General features: G+C 69.2%; 19 protein-coding genes and 1 tRNA gene. 14 read left to right on the top strand and 6 right to left on the bottom strand.

Annotated features, from left to right (window positions below; genetic code table 11):
• Together AB0L74_RS05595 and AB0L74_RS05590 are read right to left on the bottom strand one after the other, a co-directional pair.
• A complete protein-coding gene (locus AB0L74_RS05595) occupies nucleotides 1-1,503 on the bottom strand; it encodes an ABC transporter substrate-binding protein (protein WP_365645875.1) in 1,503 nt (500 codons plus the stop codon).
• 57 nt (nucleotides 1,504-1,560) lie between these two features.
• Nucleotides 1,561-2,109: a GNAT family N-acetyltransferase gene (locus tag AB0L74_RS05590; protein WP_365645873.1), complete on the bottom strand. Its 549-nt coding sequence runs from the start codon at nucleotides 2,107-2,109 to the stop codon at nucleotides 1,561-1,563.
• Between the two features lie 780 nt (nucleotides 2,110-2,889).
• Here AB0L74_RS05590 and AB0L74_RS05585 point away from each other — a divergent pair.
• The 8 genes from AB0L74_RS05585 (at nucleotide 2,890) to AB0L74_RS05550 (ending at nucleotide 9,149) form a co-directional block, all read left to right on the top strand.
• On the top strand, nucleotides 2,890-3,675 hold the full coding sequence (locus tag AB0L74_RS05585; RefSeq protein ID WP_365645871.1) for a methyltransferase domain-containing protein: 786 nt from the start codon (nucleotides 2,890-2,892) through the stop codon (nucleotides 3,673-3,675).
• A gap of 449 nt (nucleotides 3,676-4,124) precedes the next feature.
• Nucleotides 4,125-4,334 (top strand): hypothetical protein, encoded by a 210-nt coding sequence (locus tag AB0L74_RS05580; RefSeq protein ID WP_365645870.1) that lies wholly within the window; start codon nucleotides 4,125-4,127, stop codon nucleotides 4,332-4,334.
• Nucleotides 4,318-4,830: a DUF6879 family protein gene (locus AB0L74_RS05575; protein ID WP_365645868.1), complete on the top strand. Its 513-nt coding sequence runs from the start codon at nucleotides 4,318-4,320 to the stop codon at nucleotides 4,828-4,830. The genes AB0L74_RS05580 and AB0L74_RS05575 overlap by 17 nt, the downstream gene beginning before the upstream one ends.
• Complete coding sequence (locus tag AB0L74_RS05570) at nucleotides 4,827-5,660, top strand: helix-turn-helix transcriptional regulator (RefSeq protein WP_365645866.1); 834 nt, start codon at nucleotides 4,827-4,829, stop codon at nucleotides 5,658-5,660. The genes AB0L74_RS05575 and AB0L74_RS05570 overlap by 4 nt, the downstream gene beginning before the upstream one ends.
• 412 nt (nucleotides 5,661-6,072) lie before the next feature.
• Nucleotides 6,073-6,210, top strand: coding sequence for a hypothetical protein (locus tag AB0L74_RS05565; RefSeq protein ID WP_249457127.1), 138 nt, complete (start codon nucleotides 6,073-6,075; stop codon nucleotides 6,208-6,210).
• A 14-nt stretch (nucleotides 6,211-6,224) separates the two neighbouring features.
• Entirely contained in the window at nucleotides 6,225-7,412 is a 1,188-nt protein-coding gene (locus tag AB0L74_RS05560) for a cupin domain-containing protein (RefSeq protein WP_365645864.1), read from the top strand.
• A complete protein-coding gene (locus AB0L74_RS05555) occupies nucleotides 7,409-8,314 on the top strand; it encodes an aldo/keto reductase (RefSeq protein WP_365645862.1) in 906 nt (301 codons plus the stop codon). The genes AB0L74_RS05560 and AB0L74_RS05555 overlap by 4 nt, the downstream gene beginning before the upstream one ends.
• The gene (locus AB0L74_RS05550; protein WP_365645860.1) at nucleotides 8,307-9,149 is read left to right on the top strand and encodes a hypothetical protein; all 843 of its coding nucleotides are present in this window, start codon (nucleotides 8,307-8,309) and stop codon (nucleotides 9,147-9,149) included. The genes AB0L74_RS05555 and AB0L74_RS05550 overlap by 8 nt, the downstream gene beginning before the upstream one ends.
• 21 nt (nucleotides 9,150-9,170) lie before the next feature.
• On the opposite strand, the gene AB0L74_RS05545 is transcribed toward AB0L74_RS05550, so the two are convergent.
• From AB0L74_RS05545 to AB0L74_RS05535, 3 genes are all read right to left on the bottom strand, one after another.
• On the bottom strand, nucleotides 9,171-9,908 hold the full coding sequence (locus AB0L74_RS05545) for a recombinase family protein (RefSeq protein ID WP_365645858.1): 738 nt from the start codon (nucleotides 9,906-9,908) through the stop codon (nucleotides 9,171-9,173).
• Nucleotides 9,909-11,103: 1,195 nt separating this feature from the next.
• Complete coding sequence (locus AB0L74_RS05540; protein ID WP_365645856.1) at nucleotides 11,104-11,415, bottom strand: hypothetical protein; 312 nt, start codon at nucleotides 11,413-11,415, stop codon at nucleotides 11,104-11,106.
• Nucleotides 11,416-11,588: 173 nt separating this feature from the next.
• The gene (locus AB0L74_RS05535; protein WP_365645854.1) at nucleotides 11,589-11,753 is read right to left on the bottom strand and encodes a helix-turn-helix domain-containing protein; all 165 of its coding nucleotides are present in this window, start codon (nucleotides 11,751-11,753) and stop codon (nucleotides 11,589-11,591) included.
• Between the two features lie 57 nt (nucleotides 11,754-11,810).
• Here AB0L74_RS05535 and AB0L74_RS05530 point away from each other — a divergent pair, with 57 nt between their 5' ends.
• The 3 genes from AB0L74_RS05530 (at nucleotide 11,811) to AB0L74_RS05520 (ending at nucleotide 13,656) form a co-directional block, all read left to right on the top strand.
• Nucleotides 11,811-12,347 carry a hypothetical protein gene (locus AB0L74_RS05530; RefSeq protein WP_365645852.1) on the top strand — a complete coding sequence of 179 codons (537 nt, stop codon included), beginning with the start codon at nucleotides 11,811-11,813 and terminating at the stop codon, nucleotides 12,345-12,347.
• A 107-nt stretch (nucleotides 12,348-12,454) separates the two neighbouring features.
• Nucleotides 12,455-12,607 (top strand): hypothetical protein, encoded by a 153-nt coding sequence (locus AB0L74_RS05525; RefSeq protein WP_365645850.1) that lies wholly within the window; start codon nucleotides 12,455-12,457, stop codon nucleotides 12,605-12,607.
• A complete protein-coding gene (locus AB0L74_RS05520) occupies nucleotides 12,604-13,656 on the top strand; it encodes a hypothetical protein (protein ID WP_365645848.1) in 1,053 nt (350 codons plus the stop codon). The genes AB0L74_RS05525 and AB0L74_RS05520 overlap by 4 nt, the downstream gene beginning before the upstream one ends.
• A gap of 88 nt (nucleotides 13,657-13,744) precedes the next feature.
• On the opposite strand, the gene AB0L74_RS05515 is transcribed toward AB0L74_RS05520, so the two are convergent.
• Nucleotides 13,745-13,832 (bottom strand) — tRNA-Leu (locus AB0L74_RS05515).
• Nucleotides 13,833-14,514: 682 nt separating this feature from the next.
• On the opposite strand from AB0L74_RS05515, the gene AB0L74_RS05510 reads away from it, so the two are divergent.
• The 3 genes from AB0L74_RS05510 to AB0L74_RS05500 are packed head-to-tail and all read left to right on the top strand — an operon-like array spanning nucleotide 14,515 to nucleotide 19,591.
• Nucleotides 14,515-16,197, top strand: a complete 1,683-nt coding sequence (locus AB0L74_RS05510) for a thiamine pyrophosphate-binding protein (RefSeq protein WP_365645846.1) — start codon at nucleotides 14,515-14,517, stop codon at nucleotides 16,195-16,197.
• A 9-nt stretch (nucleotides 16,198-16,206) separates the two neighbouring features.
• Nucleotides 16,207-17,442, top strand: coding sequence for a formyl-CoA transferase (frc, locus tag AB0L74_RS05505; protein WP_365645844.1), 1,236 nt, complete (start codon nucleotides 16,207-16,209; stop codon nucleotides 17,440-17,442).
• Nucleotides 17,443-17,446: 4 nt separating this feature from the next.
• On the top strand, nucleotides 17,447-19,591 hold the full coding sequence (locus AB0L74_RS05500; RefSeq protein ID WP_365646048.1) for an acetate--CoA ligase family protein: 2,145 nt from the start codon (nucleotides 17,447-17,449) through the stop codon (nucleotides 19,589-19,591).
• Nucleotides 19,592-19,674: the final 83 nt, after the last annotated feature.

Raw genomic sequence — 19,674 nt, 5'->3', positions numbered from 1 at the left:
TCAGCGCCGCGTTCCCGTGCCGACCAGGGTGCGCTCGTACGGGTCGAGCAGCACGCCCTTCACCGAGGTGCCGACGCCGGTGATGATCCGCTGGTGGACCAGCGGGACGACGGCGTCGGTGCCGAGGATCGCCGCCTCGGCCGCCATGGCGGCGTCCTGCCGCTTGGCGGGGTCGGCGGTCTGCTCGGCCCGGGCGACGGCGCGGTCGACGTCCTCGTCGCACAGCTGGGCGATGTTGTAGCCGCCGTCGCAGGTGTAGTCACTGGCGAGGACGGCGACGGGGTCGCCGGTGTCGACGAGGCTGTTGCGGGCGAGGACGAAGGCGTCGAACCGGCCCTGGAGGGCGTCGCTCTCCAGCCGCGAGTACTCGCGCACCTCCAGCTTCACCGTGAACCCGGCCTTCTCCAGCTGCCGCTCGATCACCTGGGCGACCTCGGGCAGCTCGGGCCGGTTGTCGTACGTGGCGAGGGTGATCGCGCGCCCGCCCGGCCGGCCGGCCCCGGCCCGCCCCACGGGCTGCTTCCGCTTGCCTTCCGCCCAGGTCACGGCGGGCCCGTAGATGCCGGCTCCGGCGTCGGCGTAGCCCTCGTACACGTCCTCGGCGAGCGCGGAGGTGTCGACGGCGGCGCGGGCCGCGGCGCGCAGCTCGGGATCCTTGAACGGCCCGGAGGCGGCGTTGAGCAGCAGGCTGGTGGTCCGGGTGGTGGCGGTGGCGTGCCGTGTGGCCTTCTCCAGGGTGGCGGCCTGGGCGACCGGGACCGCCTCCGCGATGTCGACCTCGCCGGTGCGCAGGGCGTTGGCGCGGGCGGTGCCGTCGGCGATGAACCGGGCGTCGATGCCGGATGCCTGGGCGCGTCCGCCCCAGTACGCGTCGAACCGGGCGAGGGTGGCGGAGCCGGAGCCGTTGACCTTGGTCACTTCGAAGGGCCCGGTGGCGGTGCCGACGGGGTCGGCCTTCCCGGTCGTGCCGTACGCCTTCGGGGAGAGCACGGCGAGGCTGGGGCTGGACAGCCGCAGGGGCAGGACGGGGTCGGGTTCGGCGGTGGTGATCCGCACGGTACGGCCGCCGCCGGCCTTGGCGGTGAGCGTGACCCCGGACAGGGCGGCGGGCGCGGGCTTGGCCTCGGTGGCGTGCGTGAGGGAGGCGGCGACCGCGGACGGGGTGACGTCGGTGCCGTCCTGGAAGGCGGCCTCGCGCAGGGTGAACTCCCAGGTCCGGTCGTTCTCGCGGCGCCAGGACTGGGCGAGCGCGGGCGCGGCCGAGCCGTTGGCGTCGAGCGTGGTCAGGCCCTCGGTGACGCCGAGCCGGCTGAGGAGGGTGGCGTCGGCGCCGTACGGCGAGAGGTTCTCGGCGGGCGGGAAGGCGAGCGCGACGCGGAGGCGGGAGCCGTCGCCCCCGGCGTCCGCGCCGGACGACTGGCCGCCGCCGGAGGCGAAGCAGCCGGCGAGCAGAGGGGCGAGGAGGAGGGCGGGGAGCAGCCGAGTGCGAACGAGGGAGCGCATTGTCCTGAGGTGGGGTCGGAAGATCGTGAACACAGCTTATCTGACAACGATTTCCAACTACCGGCCCCCGCCCAACGGCACCTCGAAGTGCACGATGCCCTGGCCGCCGCCCGCGTCCTCGCGCTCGTCGTGCACGACCTTGGCCAGCGACCGCCAGAAGGGCTCGGCCCCCGGTACGGACGGATCCGTGTGCAGGTAGACGGCCCGGTATCCCCCGTCCGCCTCGGCGAACGCGAGCAGCTCCTCGACGAGCCGCCGGGCCAGCCCCCGCCTGCGGTGCTCCGGCCGGACGTAGACCCGGCGCAGCTGGGCGGTGTCCCCCGAGGGGAAGCGCTCGGCGACGTGGCGCGGGTTCGGCGGATGGGCCGGGCCGCGGGAGTCGAGGGCCGCCGTGGCGACGATCTCCCCGCCGCCGGGGTCGCGCGCGACGAGCAGGGTGTGGCGCGGCGGGATGAGATAGGCCGCTGCGGGGTCGATGATGTCGCCGTGCCACCGGGGCACGTAACCGCTGCCGAAGTCGCGGTAGACGGTGTCGAGCATGACGGCTCGGGCGCCGTCTATGTCCTGCGGGGTGGCCGGGCTGATGCTGTAGTCGCGCACTTGCACATGATACGCATTAAGGGCAAGTGAAGATCATGGCCCCCCTCCCCGCCGCCCGGCCCGCTCCGGTGAGGGCGGGGACCGGGCGTCGTCCGGGACGCGCCCGAACCAGGTCGCCATCCAGAACGGCTCGATCCCGGGCTACGCCGCCTGCAAGGCCGGCGACAACGTCACCGAGCACGGGAGCTGGGGCCTGGGCAGCCACTGCTGCGACAACGTCGCCGCCGCCATCGTGCAGGACCACGGCTTCGCCGCGCCCGTCCGTCCGTCCCGGGGGGCGCTTCCACGGACCTGCTGATGGTCTCCCCGAGCGGCCACGGGCAGTACGCGCACGTCATCGACGACAGGGGGCACCGACGACGGGGACGTCGACGGTGCGTCGATGGCGGTGTCCTGCCCGTGAGGCCGCGCCGGCCCCTCCGGTCGCGGGGAGGGGCCGGCGCCCGCCGCCGGTACGTGACCGGCGGGCCGGGCGGTGCGGAGGCGGGCGTCCGGGCGCGGCCGGGCGGCCTGGTCACGGGGACCCGGAGCGTGGCCGGGGGGGACCGGGTACGCGGCCTGGCCTTCCGGTAGGCGGCGCGGTGGCGGCCGTCGCCTCCGCGTCCGCCCGCGCGACACGGGAGGCCACCTCGCTCCCGTGCGCCCCCTGGGTACCGCCGTGCGCGTCACTCCCGCCCGGCAGGGGGGCCGGAGCCGCGGCGGTGTATAACCGGTCACTGAACGTGACTCCCGGTGCTCGCCGGCTCTGCGGCGACCGGCCGCGCCTGTCGGGAAGGACGTGAGAGGGTGCCGCTGCGCAAGACCGCGCCGGCCGGGGGGCTCCGGACGGAGGAGGACGCCTATCGCCGGGCCCTCAGCCGGTTCCTGGCCGGATCCGACGAGAAGGCCGTCACCCACGCCTATCTCGATCATGTCGTGGCCGCGCTCCCCCGACGGCGCGCACTTCTGGATGTCGGCCCGGCCGACGGCACCACGACGCGCCACCTCGCCCCCTCCTTCGAGCGGACCGTATGCATCGAGCCCAGCGAACCCATGCGCCGCGCGCTCCGGCGGAACTGCCCGGACGCGGTCGTCTTGCCGGACCCGGTCCTCGAAGCCGAGCCGGGAGTCACCGCCGACCTGGCCCTGCTGTCCCACGTCCTCTACTACGTACCGGCCGAGCAGTGGACGGCGACGGTGCTGCGCGTCATGGAGTGGGTCGCCCCGGGCGGTCTTCTCCTCGTGCTCCTGCAAAACCCCGACAACGCGTGCATGACCATGGTGCGGCACTTCACCGGCTGCCGCTTCGACCTCGGAGAACTCGCACGCGAACTGGCCGGGGCCCCGCCCGGCCTGGTCGGTGACGTCGCGCTGGACACCCTCCCCGCGCGCTACACCGGCTCTCGTCTGAGCGAGACCGTCGAGGTGGCCGAATTCCATCTCAACCTGCCCCCGCCCCTGGGCGACGGCACGCCGCCGCCTCGTGACAGCGTCGAGGACTACGTCCGCCGCCACTTCCTCACCGCTGAGGGCGGCTACACGATCCCGCACGAGCAGGACGTACTGCGCATCAGGCGGCCCGACGCCGAATGACGCCCCTTGAAAAAAGAGAGAGACCCCTGATGAACAGGGGTCTCCGCTGGTGTCCGAGGGGGGACTTGAACTCTCCTCTCGGGCACCAGCCCCCACATGCTCTGACATGGGGAAACGCCCGCTGGCAGGCTTGATTTCGGCGGGCGTTTCCCCTGTTCTTTCCTGCTGTTTCAGACCCTCTCGGGCCCCTGTTGGTCATGCGTTGGTCACGTGACCAACCCTCCTCCGGGGCGGCGTCCGTCCCTGGTCAGGCTTCCCGGACCGCGCCACGGGGCTACGCCCAGTCTGCACGGGCACGTGCGCGACCACGTACCGGGGGTGGTCGGGCGGCCGGGGGCCTGTTTATGCAAGGACACGCATAATCGCGTTCACGCATAGACGCATAGCGCCACCCCCTCTACTGTCGGTGGGCAGGCGGCCCAAGCGGGGCCAGAGCAAGGGGGTTTGGCATGTCCGAACGTTCGGCACGCACCCGGCTCACGGGCAACGGCAACGGCGAGTGCGGAGAGAAGGACTGCCCGAACGTGTACCGCACGGCCACGGGATCGTTCGTCGTGCAGGGCGACGTGTCCAACGCCTTCACCCCGCCCTTCGGGGAAGGGCTCGTGGAAATCCCGGAGGCGGTTCTCAGGGAGGCATTCCGTGCACTTGGATGGTGACGCGTGGAATGACTGCTTCGATTCCATGGAGCGTGAGGCGTGGCGGCTGGAAACGCTGCCCGTCTACACCATGCCCCAGGAAGTGGAGAAGCTGAAGCGATTCCTCGCCGGGGAGAAATCCCCGGACGATTACACGTCGGCCTGGATGGACGAGGTTCGGCAATGGGCCTCGGAAGGAAAGAGCGTCGGCAGGGTGCACGTCGTGACTCGCCCGCTCTCGGACTACCTTCGGTTCGAGTTCGAGTATTACTACCGGCATCACGTGAAGGCGGGCGAGGATATCCGCATTCTCGACCTCACCGACCGGGAGAACCCAGGACTCCCGGACCAGGATTTCTGGATGTTCGATGAGTCCAAGGTGGTCCTGATGAACTACCGGCCGGACGGGACGCAGATAAACCGGGAACTGTACGAGGGTGATCCCGAGCCGTACCGGCAGTGGAAGCGGATTGCGGTTGCCGAGTCGGTTCCATTCCTGGAGTACGTGAGCGGGTGACGTTCGACCCTGAACAGTTGGGGCAGCCGAAGCAAGAACTGGCCGCCCTGCTGAAAGAACTACGCAAGCGAGCCGGCCTCACTGGGGACCGGCTCGCTCGGCGTTGCAACATGTCCCAATCGAAGATCAGCCGGATTGAGAATGGGAAAGCCCAACCGAGTCTGCTGGACCTGGAAAGAATCCTCCGGGCCGTCGTGGCTCCGCCCGAGGTCATCGAGGAGGTCATCGCCCTTGCGAGGCTGGCCAACACCGAATGGCAAGACCTGCGCTCGCTGCGACGTAGGGGCCTGGAGAAGAAGCAGACTGAACTTGCCGCCCTTGAATCCTCGTCCACGGAGTTCCGCTTCTTCCTGCTCTCGATGATCACAGGACTGCTGTCCACCCCTGAGTACATCCGAGCCAGCCTTGCCCATTCTCCGGCCGATGTCACTAAGACGATCGCGAGGAAGCTGGAGCGGCAGGAGGTTCTTTACGACACGAAGAAGCGGTTTACCTTCATTCTCACCGAGCAGGCTGTGAGGTGGCCACTCCTGCCCCCAGCTGCGATGGCGATGCAGATTGACCGGCTGGCTTCACTGACCCATCTAACGAATGTGAAGCTCGGTGTCATCCCAATCGCGGGGTACAAGCCCATTGCTCCGATGGACACCTTCACTGTCTACGACAACACCCTGGCCACTGTGGAGAACACCACCGGTGTCGTGATCCTGAGAGATTCAAGAGACATCGAAATGCATTTGGAGCTGTTCTCCACGCTGGAGAGGTATGCGCTGTTCGGGGACGAAGCGCGAGCCCTGTTGGCGGAGTGGTCTACCGCCTGCCGTTCATGATCTTTAGTCCATGACGGGAAAGAACTACACGGCCGTCGCTTTCTAGGTCAATATTTCTCTCCATGGCAGCGACCGAGCGAAACGAAAAGTGGGTCCGCTACGGCGTGGGGTGGCGGCTGGCGTACCGGCGGAGGTTCGGCCCTGACGCTGGTGTGTGCTCATGACGACCGGGCGCATGACTCTCCGGGTGCCATACGACGGGGGCCGGACATACGGCCCGGTGCGCACGTTGCAGGTGGACCCGCGCAAGGCGCTGATCTTGGGTTCACCGACCAAGTACCCGCCGTGCGGGTGCCCTCGGTGCACGGGACGCCCGTCGTCACCGAGGTCGGCGTCCGCCGCGCTCGCTGCTGTGCCTTTGCTTCCTGCCGGAATCCCGGCGGGAGTCCCCGAGAAAAGAGAGGAAAGTCCGATGGTGGAAGAAAACACCGGTTCGGTGACCCCCGAGGGGGGTGGCCTGCTCGTCGCGAAGCGGAAGATCGTGGCCGCGCGCACCCGTGCCGAGCAGGAGTCGGACGTCAGTGGTGGCCGTTCCGACGGCAACGACTGACGGGAGCGCCCACGGTGCTTGATGCAGCCTCGTGGGCGGGGCGTCTGGGCGGGGACACGTTCCTCGCCCAGACATACCACCGCTCCTACGCGCACTTCCCCGGGGCCGCCGACACGGCGGGCCTGTTCTCCTGGGACAACCTGAACCGGATCATCGCCACGCAGAGGCTGGAGCCGCCCCGGTTGCGCCTGTCGGCTGACGGCGAGATGGTCCCGCTCCACCGCTACGCCATCCCCACCACGAACCGCCGAGCGGCCACCTGGTCCCGCATCCAACCGTCCGACTTCCATGCCCAGCTCAGGGACGGGGCGTCGCTGGTCCTTGACTCGGTGGAGAAGATTCACCCCGCCGTGGGGGCGGCTGCTGAGGGGCTGCAACGCTTCCTCGGGACTTCCGTGCAGGCCAACGTGTACGCCTCGTGGACCGAGCGGGAGGGCTTCGGCCGGCACTGGGACGACCATGATGTCGTCGTGGTCCAGGTGCACGGCTCGAAGCGGTGGCGCCTGTGGGGCATGACCCGTGAAGCGCCCACCTTCCGGGACGTGGAGTCGCCGGAGGAGCCGGAGGGCGACCCGGTGGCGGACCTCGTTCTGTCCCCGGGTGACGTGCTCTACCTGCCGCGCGGCTGGTGGCACGCGGTCACCGCTGACCAGGGGACGGAATCCCTGCACCTGACGTTCGGCGTGGTCACGCATACCGGCGCGGACCTGATGCTCTGGGTCGTTGATCAGCTCCGGGCGTCCCTCGCGCTGCGCAGGGACATCCCGCGCTTCGGCTCGCTGGCGGAACAGTCGGACTTCATCGACGCCGTACGCCATGAGGTGACCGACATGATGGCGGACCCCTGCCTCGTGGAGCGGTGGGCGGAGTCGACCGACACGACCGACTTGGGCCACGCGATTCCGTCCCTGCCCTACGTGGATGGGCTCCCCGCACGGGCAGGGATCACGGTCAAGCTCACTGCCCCGAGGGGTCGCCTGACGGCGAACCGCGAACGGGGCACGGTCACCTTCTCGGCGGCCGGTACCGCGTGGGACTTCGCCGAGTCCGCAGCGCCCGCGCTGGGCACGCTGCTGACCAACCAGCCGACCACGCTCGGCGAGATGGCCGACACCGCCGGACTGGAAGTCAAGGACGTGGCCGAACTGGTCTCCGCCCTCATCGACGGCCATGCCGTCGCAGTCGTGGGGACCGCGCTGTGACCGCCGCGCTCTCCCTGGGGACATACCGCGTGCGTGCCGTCAGTCAGGCGGCACGCACCGCCCTGGCTGCCGGTAGCCCGTGGGTGGACACGGCACCCAACTACGCCCACGGGCGGGCGCATGAGGAGTTGCGCCCGGTTCTCGGGGAGTACCCGACCGTGCGAGTGGCCACGAAAACGGGGTTCTTCACGGCGGAGAAAGGCCGCACCGCCCTGGCCGAAGGCGTGCTCACCGGGTACGAGACGACCAACAGGCACAGCCTTGAACGGGGCTTTGTCCGCTGGCAGACGGAGCGCTCGTTGGCCGCGCTCGGGCGCGTGGACCTGGTGTTCGTGCACAACCCGGAGCACGACGGGCACGGCCTTGACCGCGCTGCTCTGCACTGGCGTGTGAGGGAAGCCTTCACGGCGCTGGAAGAGTTCGCCCATGCGGGCAGGATCGAAGGGTACGGCGTCGCCACCTGGTCGGGCCTGACCTCCGGAGCCTTCAGCGTTCCCGAGTTGCTCTCCCTTGCCCGGCAGGCGGCTGGTTCCGCCGAGCATCACTGCACGGGCTTGCAGATGCCTGTCAGCCTGATCATGGATGCCCCGATCACACAGGCGCTGAACGGCGGCGGACCGCTGGTGCAGGCGAAGGACGCGGGGCTGATCACATTCGGCTCCGCCCCCCTGCACGGGGGTGAACTCCTCGATGCCATGACACCCGAGCTGGTGAACCTCATCCGCCCCGGCCTGTCGGCCGCAGCCGCTGCCCTGCTGGCCGCTGGCTCGTGCCCTGACCTCGATGTCGTCCTGACTTCGGCGAGCACCCGTGAACACTGGGACGATGCGGCCAAGGCTCTGGCTGCGCCTCTGACGACCCAGGAAATCAGGAGGGTGACGGATGAACTCGCCGGTGAATGAGGAGGTACAGGCCCTGATGGAGGCCGCCCATGACCGGGCGGCCAAGGCTCTGGGGCTCACCTGCACGGGGCCGCTGGCGTGGGGCTTCCTTGGTGTCACCCTCGGGCGCCGAGCGGGGGACCGGTGGCTACGAGTGAGCCGGACGGCGAAGAGGAACGCAGGCAGGAAGGAGGGGGAGGGCATTGCAGGGGCCTCCCTGCTCGTGCCCGATGCCGTCCCGCGCCCGCGCCTGTACGAGGTGCACGACTGGACTGACAGGGAGTGGGCTTTCGAGGCGGAAGTCCTCGACTACGTCGCGCGACCCATCGTGTCCCCGGAACGAGCCGACATCGACCACGACCCGGAGTTGCCTGACGAGTGGTGGGGTGAGCTGCGCCGAGCCCTTGTCCTGCTCGCTGAAGTGGAGGGGGTGAAGGTCACCGTCCGGGACGGCTGGATCGAACGGGCCTTCCCCCAGTTCCTCGGCGTCCCGGCTCCCGCCAAGGTGGAGCGGGTGACCGGCCACGGTGACCTGCACTGGGGGAACCTCACGGCTGCGCCCCTCTGCCTGTTGGACTGGGAGCGGTGGGGTTTGGTGCCCTTCGGCTATGACGCGGGTCTCCTCCACGCCAACAGCCTGCTCGTTCCCGATGTAGCCGCCCGCATCCGCAAGGAGTTCGCGCCGACCCTCGACACCCCGGCCGGCCGAATCGGGGAACTCGCCGCGCTGGCGGAGATGCTGCAAGCCGTAGCCCGTGGCTGGTACCCCGACCTTGCACCCCGGCTCGTTGCCCGCGCGGAGGCGCTCACCGGTGTTCGACCACCCGTCCCGGTGCGCTCCGAGGTGAGCGCCTGACTGCGCCCCTGTGCACCTGTCTCAGGCGCTTTCACCGATGTGCCGGTACAAGGTGGCACGGGAGATCCCCAGGGCCTTGGCGATGGCTGTGACGCTCTCTCCCTTGGCATGCCGGGCGCGGGCTATGGCTAGCTTGTCGTCGTCTACGACGGAGGGGCGTCCACCGTGGTTGCCCTTGCGGGCCGCAGTGTCCAGCCCCTCCAACGTCTTCTCCCGGATGCCTTCCCGCTCCACTTCGGCGGCCACGGCCAGGACGGCGAAGACGATGGCACCTGCCCCGTTCGGGTCGTACACCCCCTGCAAGGGACCGGAGAGGAGTTCGAGTTGGATGCCGTCCGCTTGCAGGGTGGAGGACAACGTCATGAGCTCTGCTGCGTTGCGGGCAAGGCGCTTCATCTCGACCACGGTCAGGATGACGGGCTGGTTCGGTGCGGCGGTCTTGATCTCCCGCGCTAGGGCCAACGCCTTCTCCAGTTCGGGCCGTTCCTTCACGCGGGTGCTGATCTTCTCGGAGAAGACCCGCGTGCAGTCGGCACGGGCCAGCATGTCCAACTGGCTCTGTAGTTCCTGCCCAACCGTGCTGCACCTGGCATAGCCCAGTCGGATCGCTGCGCCCGGTACGGCTTCCGTCACCACGGGCACGGGCTCACCCTGCACCCATCGCTTACCGGGGTTGCGGTCGGCCGGGGTCTTCACGGTGAGTTCCGCTTTGAGTGAGGGCACGAGGGCGAAGCGGCCCGTGTGGTAGCTCGCTGCCACCTTGCCTGCACTCGTACGGCAGGGGCTACCGGCAGGGGCTTCGCACTTCGGGCAGGCGTGACGCTCGGCCTCTCCGCATTGCCCGTGGTCCTGATGCTTGTGCTCGTGCTCGACACCTTCGACAGCGGGGCGCTGGTGCGCCCTGCCCTGACTGTCTGCCCTGCCGTGAGGCTGTGCGCCTGCCTCCCTGCCTGTCGCTTCCCTCTCGTCCCTCGCGGAGTCGTGCGGCCTGTCGGCCACTCACGCGGACGTACAGCCGTTCGCCTGCCCGGAGTGACGGGCAAGCCTGCAACGGCGGAGGGAAGGCGCAGGCTGACGCTGAACCAGGGCGACGGCGACGGACAGCAGGGTGCGAGCGCGACGGCGAAGGGGGTGGGGTATGACCCCTAGAACGGGAAGTCGAGGACCGGCATGTCTTAGCAGCTCAGATCCTGCCACGGTTCCAGACCTCGTCAGGGCAGCGGCGATCTAGGCATCGGCGGAGAAGTAGCAGGTGGGAGCGCTGCGCCTAGCCTGGCCGGCATTCAGAGCCTGCATGAGAGTGAAGCCTTGCGAGGCTTGCCGTAAGCGGCTTCGCCCTGTGGCCGCTACGCGGCCCCACTCTTCTTGCCGCATGTCGAAGGGGCTTCGGGCTGCGGGGGCGCGGCAGCGCCCCACCTGGCTGGCTTCCTGGTCTTCCTGATGTCGCCCCCTTGGAGGGCGCCCTGTTGAAGCGGCTTCCGGCTGTGCGGCCGGAGGCCGCTCCCTGCTAATCGCCTCTTCGCCGCTGCACGTAGGTACGTAAGTGGTTTCGGGCTGAGCGGCCGAATGGCCGCCCTCTGTGCTCACGCCTTCGCCGTCGCACTCGCCGTTGATGGGGGCGCTGCGCGCCCTACTCCACTTCGCCGCTGTACGTAAGTGGCTCCACGATGTCGGCCCCTTCGGGGCCGTTCATGACGAAGACCCTTCGGCTTGCGCCTGTACGTCTCGCCGTTGACGTACGTACGTAAGTCGCTTCGCTCTGTCGGCCCCGGCAGGGGCCGGGTGTACAAGGCGTACGAGGCTAAGAAGTTACTGAGATAGATAAAGAGCAGCCGAACGTTTCCGCAGGTCAGGCGACGTACCACGACACGCTGGGCGTGCCCCTCCGCCACGCCTGGCGTGTACGTTCCGCGTGTTTGTACACGTGGAGCATGTCGGCTGGTGGGGCGTACGTTCAGGAAGCCCACGCCCAGGGTGTGGCGTCGCCGTGCACGCTGCACTTGCGGCCACCTCGGCCGCCCTTCTGGAAGTGATGGTGGGGCGCGGTGAGGCAGCGGACGGTCGAGTCTTGCCCGATGAGGTCCAAGACCTTGGCTCGCTTGATCGCGTTGGTGACGCTCTGCCTGGACGGGATGACCCCATCACTACCGGCAAGCATCTTCGCCAGCTCACCCTTGCGAAACTCGGCATGGCCGATCTGGTTCGCCTTCCACAGGGCGGCGAAGTAGACGCGGTAGGTCAGTTGGTGCCCGCCATCCCTGGCCATGCGTTCGCACTGCACCTGTGAGAGGCCGCCCCATTCAACGCCGGGCCGTCGATGCGCACTGAGTTGTGATCCTTCCTGAGTGGCGCGGTGAGCGCCGGTAGTCGGTGGTTCGCATGTGCTCCCTTCTGGTGGGCACGGCCAGCCGTCCGGCTGGCTTGGGGTTGGGGCTCAGGTCAGGTGGCTTCCCGGCACTCCCGCTCAAGCCAGCGCTCCACATCGGACGGCCGGAAGCGAAGGTGTCCGCCGATCTTGCACGCGGGGATGTTGAGCGGTCGGTGGTTGTTGTAGACCCACGCGGGCGTCACGCCCAGGTACTCGGCCAGGTCGGTGACGCTCATCAGGCGGGCGTTTCCGAAGAGTCGAAGTACCTCCCCGGAGAGCACTTCACGGAGACGGTGCAGGACATCGGGCCGTGGCGGGTTGCGATGCTGTGGCCGCTCGACACTGTCGCGGGCGCGGGCGGTCTGCGATCCATCCACATCGAGCCCCGCGAGGGGGCCGACTCCCAGGAAGTTGCACGGGGCATCACGACCACGATCCTTCGCAGGGTGGACATCGCCGCAGCGGCGAAGGAGGCGGAGGACTTCGCTCCGTGGGCGCGGATGGCACGCGGGGCCGTGGAGGATCTGCAACAGCGCAAGGTCCAAGGGTTCCGGAAGAGGCTCGCTGCGCTCCCCAAGGGCGTGTCTGACGAGTACCTCGCCGTGATCTCCGATCTCTATGTCCACGTCGTTGAGGCGGGACACCGCGCCCCACTTCAGGAACTAGAGACGTGGACAAGCACGAAGCAGGCCACCTTGAAGGGCCACCTCCGGGCGGCGCGTCAGCGCGGCTTCCTGACCAAGGTCGAAGGCAAGGCCGGCGGGCGGCTCACGGACAAGGCGATCGCAACGCTGAAGGGGATCGATGCCGAACAGGAACGACAGCCGTAGCGGCTGGCACAGAACGAGGGGGAACTAGCCGGGTGGCAAAGCGCGGCAACGGGCTCGGTGGGACTCCAGTGGAGATCCCGCGCACGGGCCGACCGAACACCTGGGGCGTGCGTACGCCCCTGCACTTCGACCCGGCGACGGGCAAGAGGGGTCGCTACTGGATAGGCCGGGAGTACAAGACCAAGACCGAGGCGGAACGGGCGCTGCGCAAGTGGCACACCGACCACGAGGCAGGCACCCTCACCCTCGCTCCGGCATGACCATGGCCGAGCTCATGGAGGGCTGGCTTGCCAAGCATCGGGGCGAAGACACCACGAAGGAGGGGTACGAGCCGAAGATCCGGCTGCACATCAAGCCGCACATCGGCAAGGTCAAGGTGGTGGAGGTGACGGACGAGCGGCTGGACGAGCTGTACCGGCTCCTGGAGAGCACGCCCATCGAGGCCAACGGGAACAAGCCGCTCGGCCCCAAGAGCGTCCGCCACATCCACAACATCATCTCGGCGGCGCTGGACTCGGTGACGGGACCGAGGAAGCTCCTCACGGTCAACCCGGCCCACACTGCCAACCCGCCCACGGAACGGCAGATCAAGGCGGCTACGCCGGACTTCCCCACGCTCAACGACCACGAGACGGCGCACTTCCTCCGAGAGATATGGAAGCCGTGCGGCAACCGGGCGTGTGACAGAGGGCTGACTCACCACTGTCTTCGGGACGCCCGGCTGTGGACCGCCTACGCGGCCACCTCAGGCCGCCGCAGCGAAGTGCTGGGGTGGAAGTGGTCGCTCATCCACTGGGACGAGTGCGCCATCGAACTGGCCTGGGTCGTGGTCGAGGAAGGCAACACGTACCGGCTGCGGAAGCTGACCAAGGACGGAGACGACAATGCGATCATTTACGTAGACCAAGCCCTGATGAACGTCCTCAAGTGGCAGGAGGAGCGCCAGGACGCGGAGCGGGAACGGCTCGGGGATCTCTGGGTGGACCATGACCTTGTGTTCGCCCGCGACGGCTTCAAGCTGTACCGGGGCGAGGCGGGCGGACCGCAGGACCCTGAGAAGGTGTCGGCCCGCTTGCGGACGGCGCGTAACCGTCTGTACCTGCCGGAGAACTTCCGGCTGCACGACTGGCGGGCATCGAAGATTACGAACGATCTCGACAACCACGAGAACCCCGTAGAGGTCTCGGCCAACGCCCGGCACCACTCGCCGGGCTACACCATGGCACGGTACGGCAGGCGTCGCGCCGAGGGAGCGAAGAGGCTGGCCGCTTCCAGCGCTGCCCGAATCGGCCTGTCATCTCTGGTCTGACCAGGAAGTTCGCTCGGATGTTGGTCACGTGGTTGGTCACCCCACAGCCGGAGAAACAGAAAAACCCCAGATCAACTGGGGTTTCTGCTGGTGTCCGAGGGGGGACTTGAACCCCCACGCCCGATAAAGGGCACTAGCACCTCAAGCTAGCGCGTCTGCCATTCCGCCACCCGGACCAGGTGTCTGTCGCTCGGCGGGGCGTTCCCCCCGCGGCGACATGGACAACAATACCAAGGTTTCGGAGTGCCTTTCACCAGCGTTTCCGTCCGTCGCGCCCGGTGGCCGACGCCGCGGCACCCGTCTCACCAGCGGTTTCACCGCGCGTGACCCGTCGGTCACCGGCCGGTGCCCCCGGGCCGCCGGCTCCGTCCGGTGGCCCGGGGGCACCGGCCGGGGGTACGTCCGCCCCAGCCGCCGGGGGCGGGGCGGATGACTGGATCCGGACAGCGTGAGTGGCTCCGCCGTCGGTGCCGCGGCCGAGGGCCGGCGGCGCCTGGCCGCCGGGGCGCGGCGGCGCCCGCGGTCGGTCCAGGGCTGCCCGCGCGGGTCGCCGCGGCCGGTCAGAACGGCCATGGCCTTGCGGACCTTCTCCGTCGGCGTCCCGCCGAATCCGGCCCCCGGCCCTCTGCGGCGCCCCTTCTCCACCGTTGGCGGAAAGTGCCGCACGCCCCCTGGACACCGTCCACCAGATGCGGGATAACAGGCTCCATACAGTATTCGTCGACTGTATGCAATCTACGGTGCGAGGGCACCGGCCCGTGCGACGTACGGCGATCGCCATGTACTGCGAGTACCGCGGGACCGTTCCCACCTCCTTGAGACCGTTCCCACCCCTTTGAGAAGGGACAGGACTTCGCCATGCCCGACGACAACCAGGACGTCATCTCCGGCGGCCACCTCGTGGCCAAGGCACTCAAGGCCGAGGGGGTCGACCGCATCTACACCCTGTGCGGCGGCCACATCATCGACATCTACGACGGCTGCGTCGACGAGGGCATCGAAGTCGTCGACGTCCGCCACGAACAGGTCGCCGCCCACGCCGCCGACGGGTACGCACGCGTCACGGGCAAGCCCGGCTGCGCGGTCGTCACCGCGGGGCCGGGCACGACCGACGCCGTCACCGGTGTCGCCAACGCCTTCCGGGCGGAGTCCCCCATGCTGCTGATCGGCGGTCAGGGTGCGCTGAGCCAGCACAAGATGGGGTCACTCCAGGATCTGCCGCACGTCGAGATGATGAACCCGATCACCAAGTTCGCGGCGACCGTGCCGGACACGGCCCGAGCGGCGGACATGGTGTCGATGGCGTTCCGCGAGTGCTACCACGGCGCACCCGGTCCCGCCTTTCTGGAGATCCCGCGGGATGTACTGGACGCGAAGGTACCGGTCTCCACGGCGCGGGTGCCGAAGGCCGGTGCCTACCGTGCTTCGACGCGTTCGCCCGGGGATCCGGAGGCGGTGGAGAAGCTGGCCGATCTGCTGGTGCACGCGCAGAAGCCGGTCGTCCTGCTGGGCAGCCAGGTCTGGACGACCCGAGGCACCGAGGCCGCCGTGGAACTCGTGCGCACGCTCAATGTCCCCGCGTACATGAACGGGGCTGGACGCGGCACGCTGCCGCCCGGGGACCCGCATCACTTCCAGCTCTCCCGCCGCTACGCGTTCTCGAACGCCGATGTCATCGTCATCGTCGGCACACCCTTCGATTTCCGCATGGGCTACGGCAAGCGGCTGTCGTCCGAGGCGACGGTGGTGCAGATCGACCTCGACTACCGGACCGTCGGGAAGAACCGCGATATCGACCTCGGTGTCGTGGGCGACGCGGGACTGGTCCTGAAGTCGGTGACCGAAGCGGCCTCGGGGCGGCTCGACACGGGGATGTCGCGGCGCAAGGAGTGGCTGGACGAACTGCGGGCCGCCGAGCAGACCGCACTGGACAGGCGGCTGCCACAGCTCCGGTCGGACGCCTCCCCCGTCCACCCCTATCGCTTGGTCAGTGAGATCAACGACTTCCTCACCGAGGACTCCCTCTACATCGGCGACGGCGGCGACATCGTCACCTTCTCCGGCCAGGTCGTGCAGCCCAAGTCGCCCGGGCACTGGATGGACCCGGGCCCGTTGGGCACGCTCGGCGTCGGCGTGCCCTTCGTGCTCGCCGCCAAGCAGGCGCGGCCCGACAAGGAGGTCGTCGCCCTCTTCGGTGACGGCGCCTTCTCTCTCACCGGCTGGGACTTCGAGACCCTCGTCCGCTACGACCTCCCGTTCGTCGGGATCGTCGGCAACAACTCCTCCATGAACCAGATCCGTTACGGCCAGGCCGCCAAGTACGGCAAGGACCGCGAGCGGGTCGGCAACACCCTCGGCGACGTGCCCTACGACAAGTTCGCACAGATGCTGGGCGGTTACGGCGAGGAGGTGCGCGACCCCGCCGACATCGCCCCCGCGCTGCTCCGCGCCCGCGAGTCCGGCAAGCCGTCACTGATCAACGTCTGGGTCGACCCCGACGCGTACGCCCCCGGAACCATGAACCAGACCATGTACAAGTGAGGTGCCCTCATGACAGCGACCAAGGCCCTCGACGGCATCCGCGTCCTGGACATGACGCACGTTCAGTCCGGCCCCTCGGCCACCCAGCTGCTGGCCTGGCTCGGCGCGGACGTCGTCAAGCTGGAGGCGCCGACCGGTGACATCACGCGCAAGCAACTGCGCGACCTCCCGGACGTCGACTCCCTCTACTTCACGATGCTCAACTGCAACAAGCGGAGCATCACCCTCAACACCAAGACCGAGCGCGGCAAGGAACTCCTCACCGAGCTGATCCGCCGCTCCGACGTCATGGTCGAGAACTTCGGGCCGGGCGCGGTCGACCGTATGGGGTTCACCTGGGACCGCATCCGGGAGATCAATCCACGGATCGTCTACGCCTCCATCAAGGGGTTCGGCGAGGGCCCGTACACCGGCTTCAAGGCGTACGAGGTCGTCGCACAGGCCATGGGCGGATCGATGGCGACCACCGGGTTCGAGGACGGGCCGCCGCTGGCGACGGGGGCCCAGATCGGGGACTCGGGCACGGGCGTCCACGCCGTGGCGGGCATCCTCGCGGCGCTGTACCAGCGGGAGCGCACCGGGCGCGGGCAGCGGGTGAACGTGGCCATGCAGCACGCGGTGCTCAACCTCTGCCGGGTGAAGCTGCGCGACCAGCAGCGCCTGGCTCATGGTCCACTCGCCGAATATCCCAACGAGGACTTCGGCGACGAGGTTCCCCGGTCCGGCAACGCCTCCGGCGGCGGCCAGCCGGGCTGGGCGGTCAAGTGCGCGCCGGGCGGCCCGAACGATTATGTGTATGTCATCGTGCAACCCGTCGGCTGGCGGCCGATCACCGAGCTCATCGGCCGGCCGGAGCTGGCGGACGATCCCGAGTGGGCGACGCCTCGGGCCCGTCTGCCGAAGCTGAACAAGATGTTCCAGCTGATCGAGGAGTGGTCCTCGACGCTGCCGAAGTGGGAGGTGCTGGAGCGGCTGAACGCGCACGGCATCCCGTGCGGGCCGATCCTGTCCACGAAGGAGATCATCGAGGACGCCTCGCTCGCCGCCAACGGGATGGTGGTGCGCGTACCGCACCCGCAGCGGGGTGAGTTCGTGACCGTCGGCAGCCCGCTCAAGCTCTCCGACTCCCCCGTGGAGGTGACCGGTTCCCCGCTGCTCGGCGAGCACAACGAGGAGATCTACGTCGGTGAGCTCGGCCTCGGCCACGAGGAGCTGCGCCTGCTGAAGTCGGACGGGGTGATCTGACGTGGTGGCCGAGGACCGGATGCTCAGGGTGCGCGCGCTGCTCGACTCCGTGCGGGCCGAGGGCCGCACCGCGCTCACCGCGCCCGAGGGCAGGGTGATCGCCGAGGCGTACGGGATCGCCGTACCCGGCGAGGAACTCGCGCGGGACGTCGAGGAGGCGGTGGCGTGCGCGGCGCGCTTCGGCGGACCCGTGGTGCTGAAGATCGTCTCCCCGGACATCCCGCACAAGACCGACGCCGGCGGCGTGGTCGTCGGGGTGGAGGGCGCGGAGCGGGTGCGGGCGGCGTTCCGCCGGATCGTGGACAACGCGCGCGCGTACGCGCCCGAGGCCCGCGTCCACGGCGTGCAGGTGCAGGAACTGCTGCCGCGGGGGCAGGAGGTCATCGTCGGCGCGGTGACGGACCCGACGTTCGGGAAGGTGGTCGCGTTCGGGCTCGGCGGAGTGCTCGTCGAGGTGCTGAAGGACGTCACGTTCCGGCTCGCGCCGGTGGACGCGGACGAGGCGCTGTCGATGCTGGACTCGATCCGGTCGGCTCAGGTCCTGGGCGGGGTGCGCGGGCAGGCGGCCGTGGACCGGTCGGCGTTGGCCGAGCAGATCCGCCGGGTGTCCGACCTGGTGACGGACTTCCCCGAGATCGCCGAGGTGGACCTCAACCCGGTGATGGCGACCGGTCAGGGGGCGGTGGCGGCGGACATCCGCGTGGTCCTGGCCGAGTCGCTGCCGCCGGTCCGCAGGTCGTACACGCGCGAGGAGATCCTCACCTCGATGCGCCGCCTGATGCGGCCGTCGTCGGTGGCCGTGATCGGCGCCTCCAACGAGCCCGGCAAGATCGGCAACTCGGTGATGCGCAACCTCGTCGACGGGGGGTTCTCCGGGGAGATCCATCCGGTGAACCCGAAGGCCGGCGACATCCTGGGCCGCAAGGCGTACGAGAGTGTCGCCGACGTCCCCGGCGAGGTGGACGTGGCGGTCTTCGCGATTCCGGCGCGTTTCGTGGCCGCGGCGCTGGAGGAGGTGGGCCGCAAGGGGATTCCCAACGCCGTGCTGATCCCGTCGGGGTTCGCGGAGACCGGCGAGCACGCGCTCCAGGCGGAGATCGTGGCGATCGCCGAGCGGCACGGCGTCCGGTTGCTGGGCCCGAACATCTACGGCTACTACTCGACCTGGCAGGACCTGTGCGCCACGTTCTGCACGCCCTACGACGTCAAGGGAGGTCTGGCGCTGACCTCCCAGTCCGGCGGCATCGGCATGGCCGTCCTGGGGTTCGCGCGCAGCACGAAGACGGGCGTGTCGGCGATCGTGGGACTCGGCAACAAGGCGGACGTGGACGAGGACGACCTGCTGACCTGGTTCGGCGAGGACCCGCACACCGAGTGCGTCGCGATGCACCTGGAGGACCTCAAGGACGGGCGGGCCTTCGTCGAGGCCGCGCGGGCGACCGTACCGAGGAAGCCGGTCGTGGTCCTCAAGGCGGGACGCACCGCCGCGGGCGCGCGGGCCGCCGGTTCCCACACCGGGGCGCTCGCCGGGGACGACGCCGTCTACGACGACATCCTGAGGCAGGCCGGTGTCATCCGGGCGCCCGGGCTGAACGAGATGCTGGAGTACGCGCGCGCGTTGCCGGTGCTTCCCACGCCCAAGGGCGACAACGTCGTCATCATCACCGGGGCGGGCGGCAGCGGGGTGCTGCTGTCGGACGCGGTGACCGATCACGGCTTGTCGCTGATGGAGATCCCGCCCGACCTGGACGCCGCGTTCCGCGCGTTCATCCCGCCGTTCGGGGCGGCGGGCAACCCGGTGGACATCACTGGGGGCGAGCCGCCGTCGACGTACGAGGCGACTATCCGGCTGGGCCTGGCGGATCCGCGGATCCACGCGCTGGTCCTCGGCTACTGGCACACCATCGTCACTCCCCCCATGGTGTTCGCCGAGCTCACCGCGCGGGTGGTGGAGGAGTTCCGGGCCCGGGGCGTCGAGAAGCCGGTGGTGGCCTCCCTCGCCGGCGACGTCGAGGTGGAGGAGGCCGGCCGGTACCTGTTCGAGCGGGGGGTCGTGGCGTATCCGTACACGACGGAGAAACCGGTGGCCGCGCTGGGCGCGAAGTACCGCTGGGCGCGGGCGGCAGGCCTGCTGGGGGGCGGTTCATGAGGTGAGGGGGCACGGGGCCGACGGTGCGCGCCGGCCGGCCCCCGGACCCGTGCGCGCGCGAAAGGTATGTGGACAGGGGGCAC

This window comes from Streptomyces sp. NPDC052020 (assembly GCF_040680575.1).
Lineage (GTDB): Bacteria > Actinomycetota > Actinomycetes > Streptomycetales > Streptomycetaceae > Streptomyces.
The sequence above is the reverse complement of the archived record's forward strand: the minus strand, read 5'-3'. Positions and strand labels throughout refer to the sequence as shown.

Bases quoted from the DNA above. Each gene is read 5' to 3' on its own strand.
- AB0L74_RS05595 (WP_365645875.1), bottom strand. From the start codon at position 1,503: ATGCGCTCCCTCGTTCGCACTCGGCTGCTCCCCGCCCTCCTCCTCGCC.
- AB0L74_RS05565 (WP_249457127.1), top strand. From the start codon at position 6,073: ATGGTGGAAGAAAACACCGGTTCGGTGACCCCCGAGGGGGGTGGCCTG.
- AB0L74_RS05520 (WP_365645848.1), top strand. From the start codon at position 12,604: ATGACCATGGCCGAGCTCATGGAGGGCTGGCTTGCCAAGCATCGGGGC.
- AB0L74_RS05535 (WP_365645854.1), bottom strand. From the start codon at position 11,753: ATGAGCGTCACCGACCTGGCCGAGTACCTGGGCGTGACGCCCGCGTGG.
- AB0L74_RS05540 (WP_365645856.1), bottom strand. From the start codon at position 11,415: ATGGCCAGGGATGGCGGGCACCAACTGACCTACCGCGTCTACTTCGCC.
- AB0L74_RS05580 (WP_365645870.1), top strand. From the start codon at position 4,125: ATGTCCGAACGTTCGGCACGCACCCGGCTCACGGGCAACGGCAACGGC.
- frc (WP_365645844.1), top strand. From the start codon at position 16,207: ATGACAGCGACCAAGGCCCTCGACGGCATCCGCGTCCTGGACATGACG.
- AB0L74_RS05510 (WP_365645846.1), top strand. From the start codon at position 14,515: ATGCCCGACGACAACCAGGACGTCATCTCCGGCGGCCACCTCGTGGCC.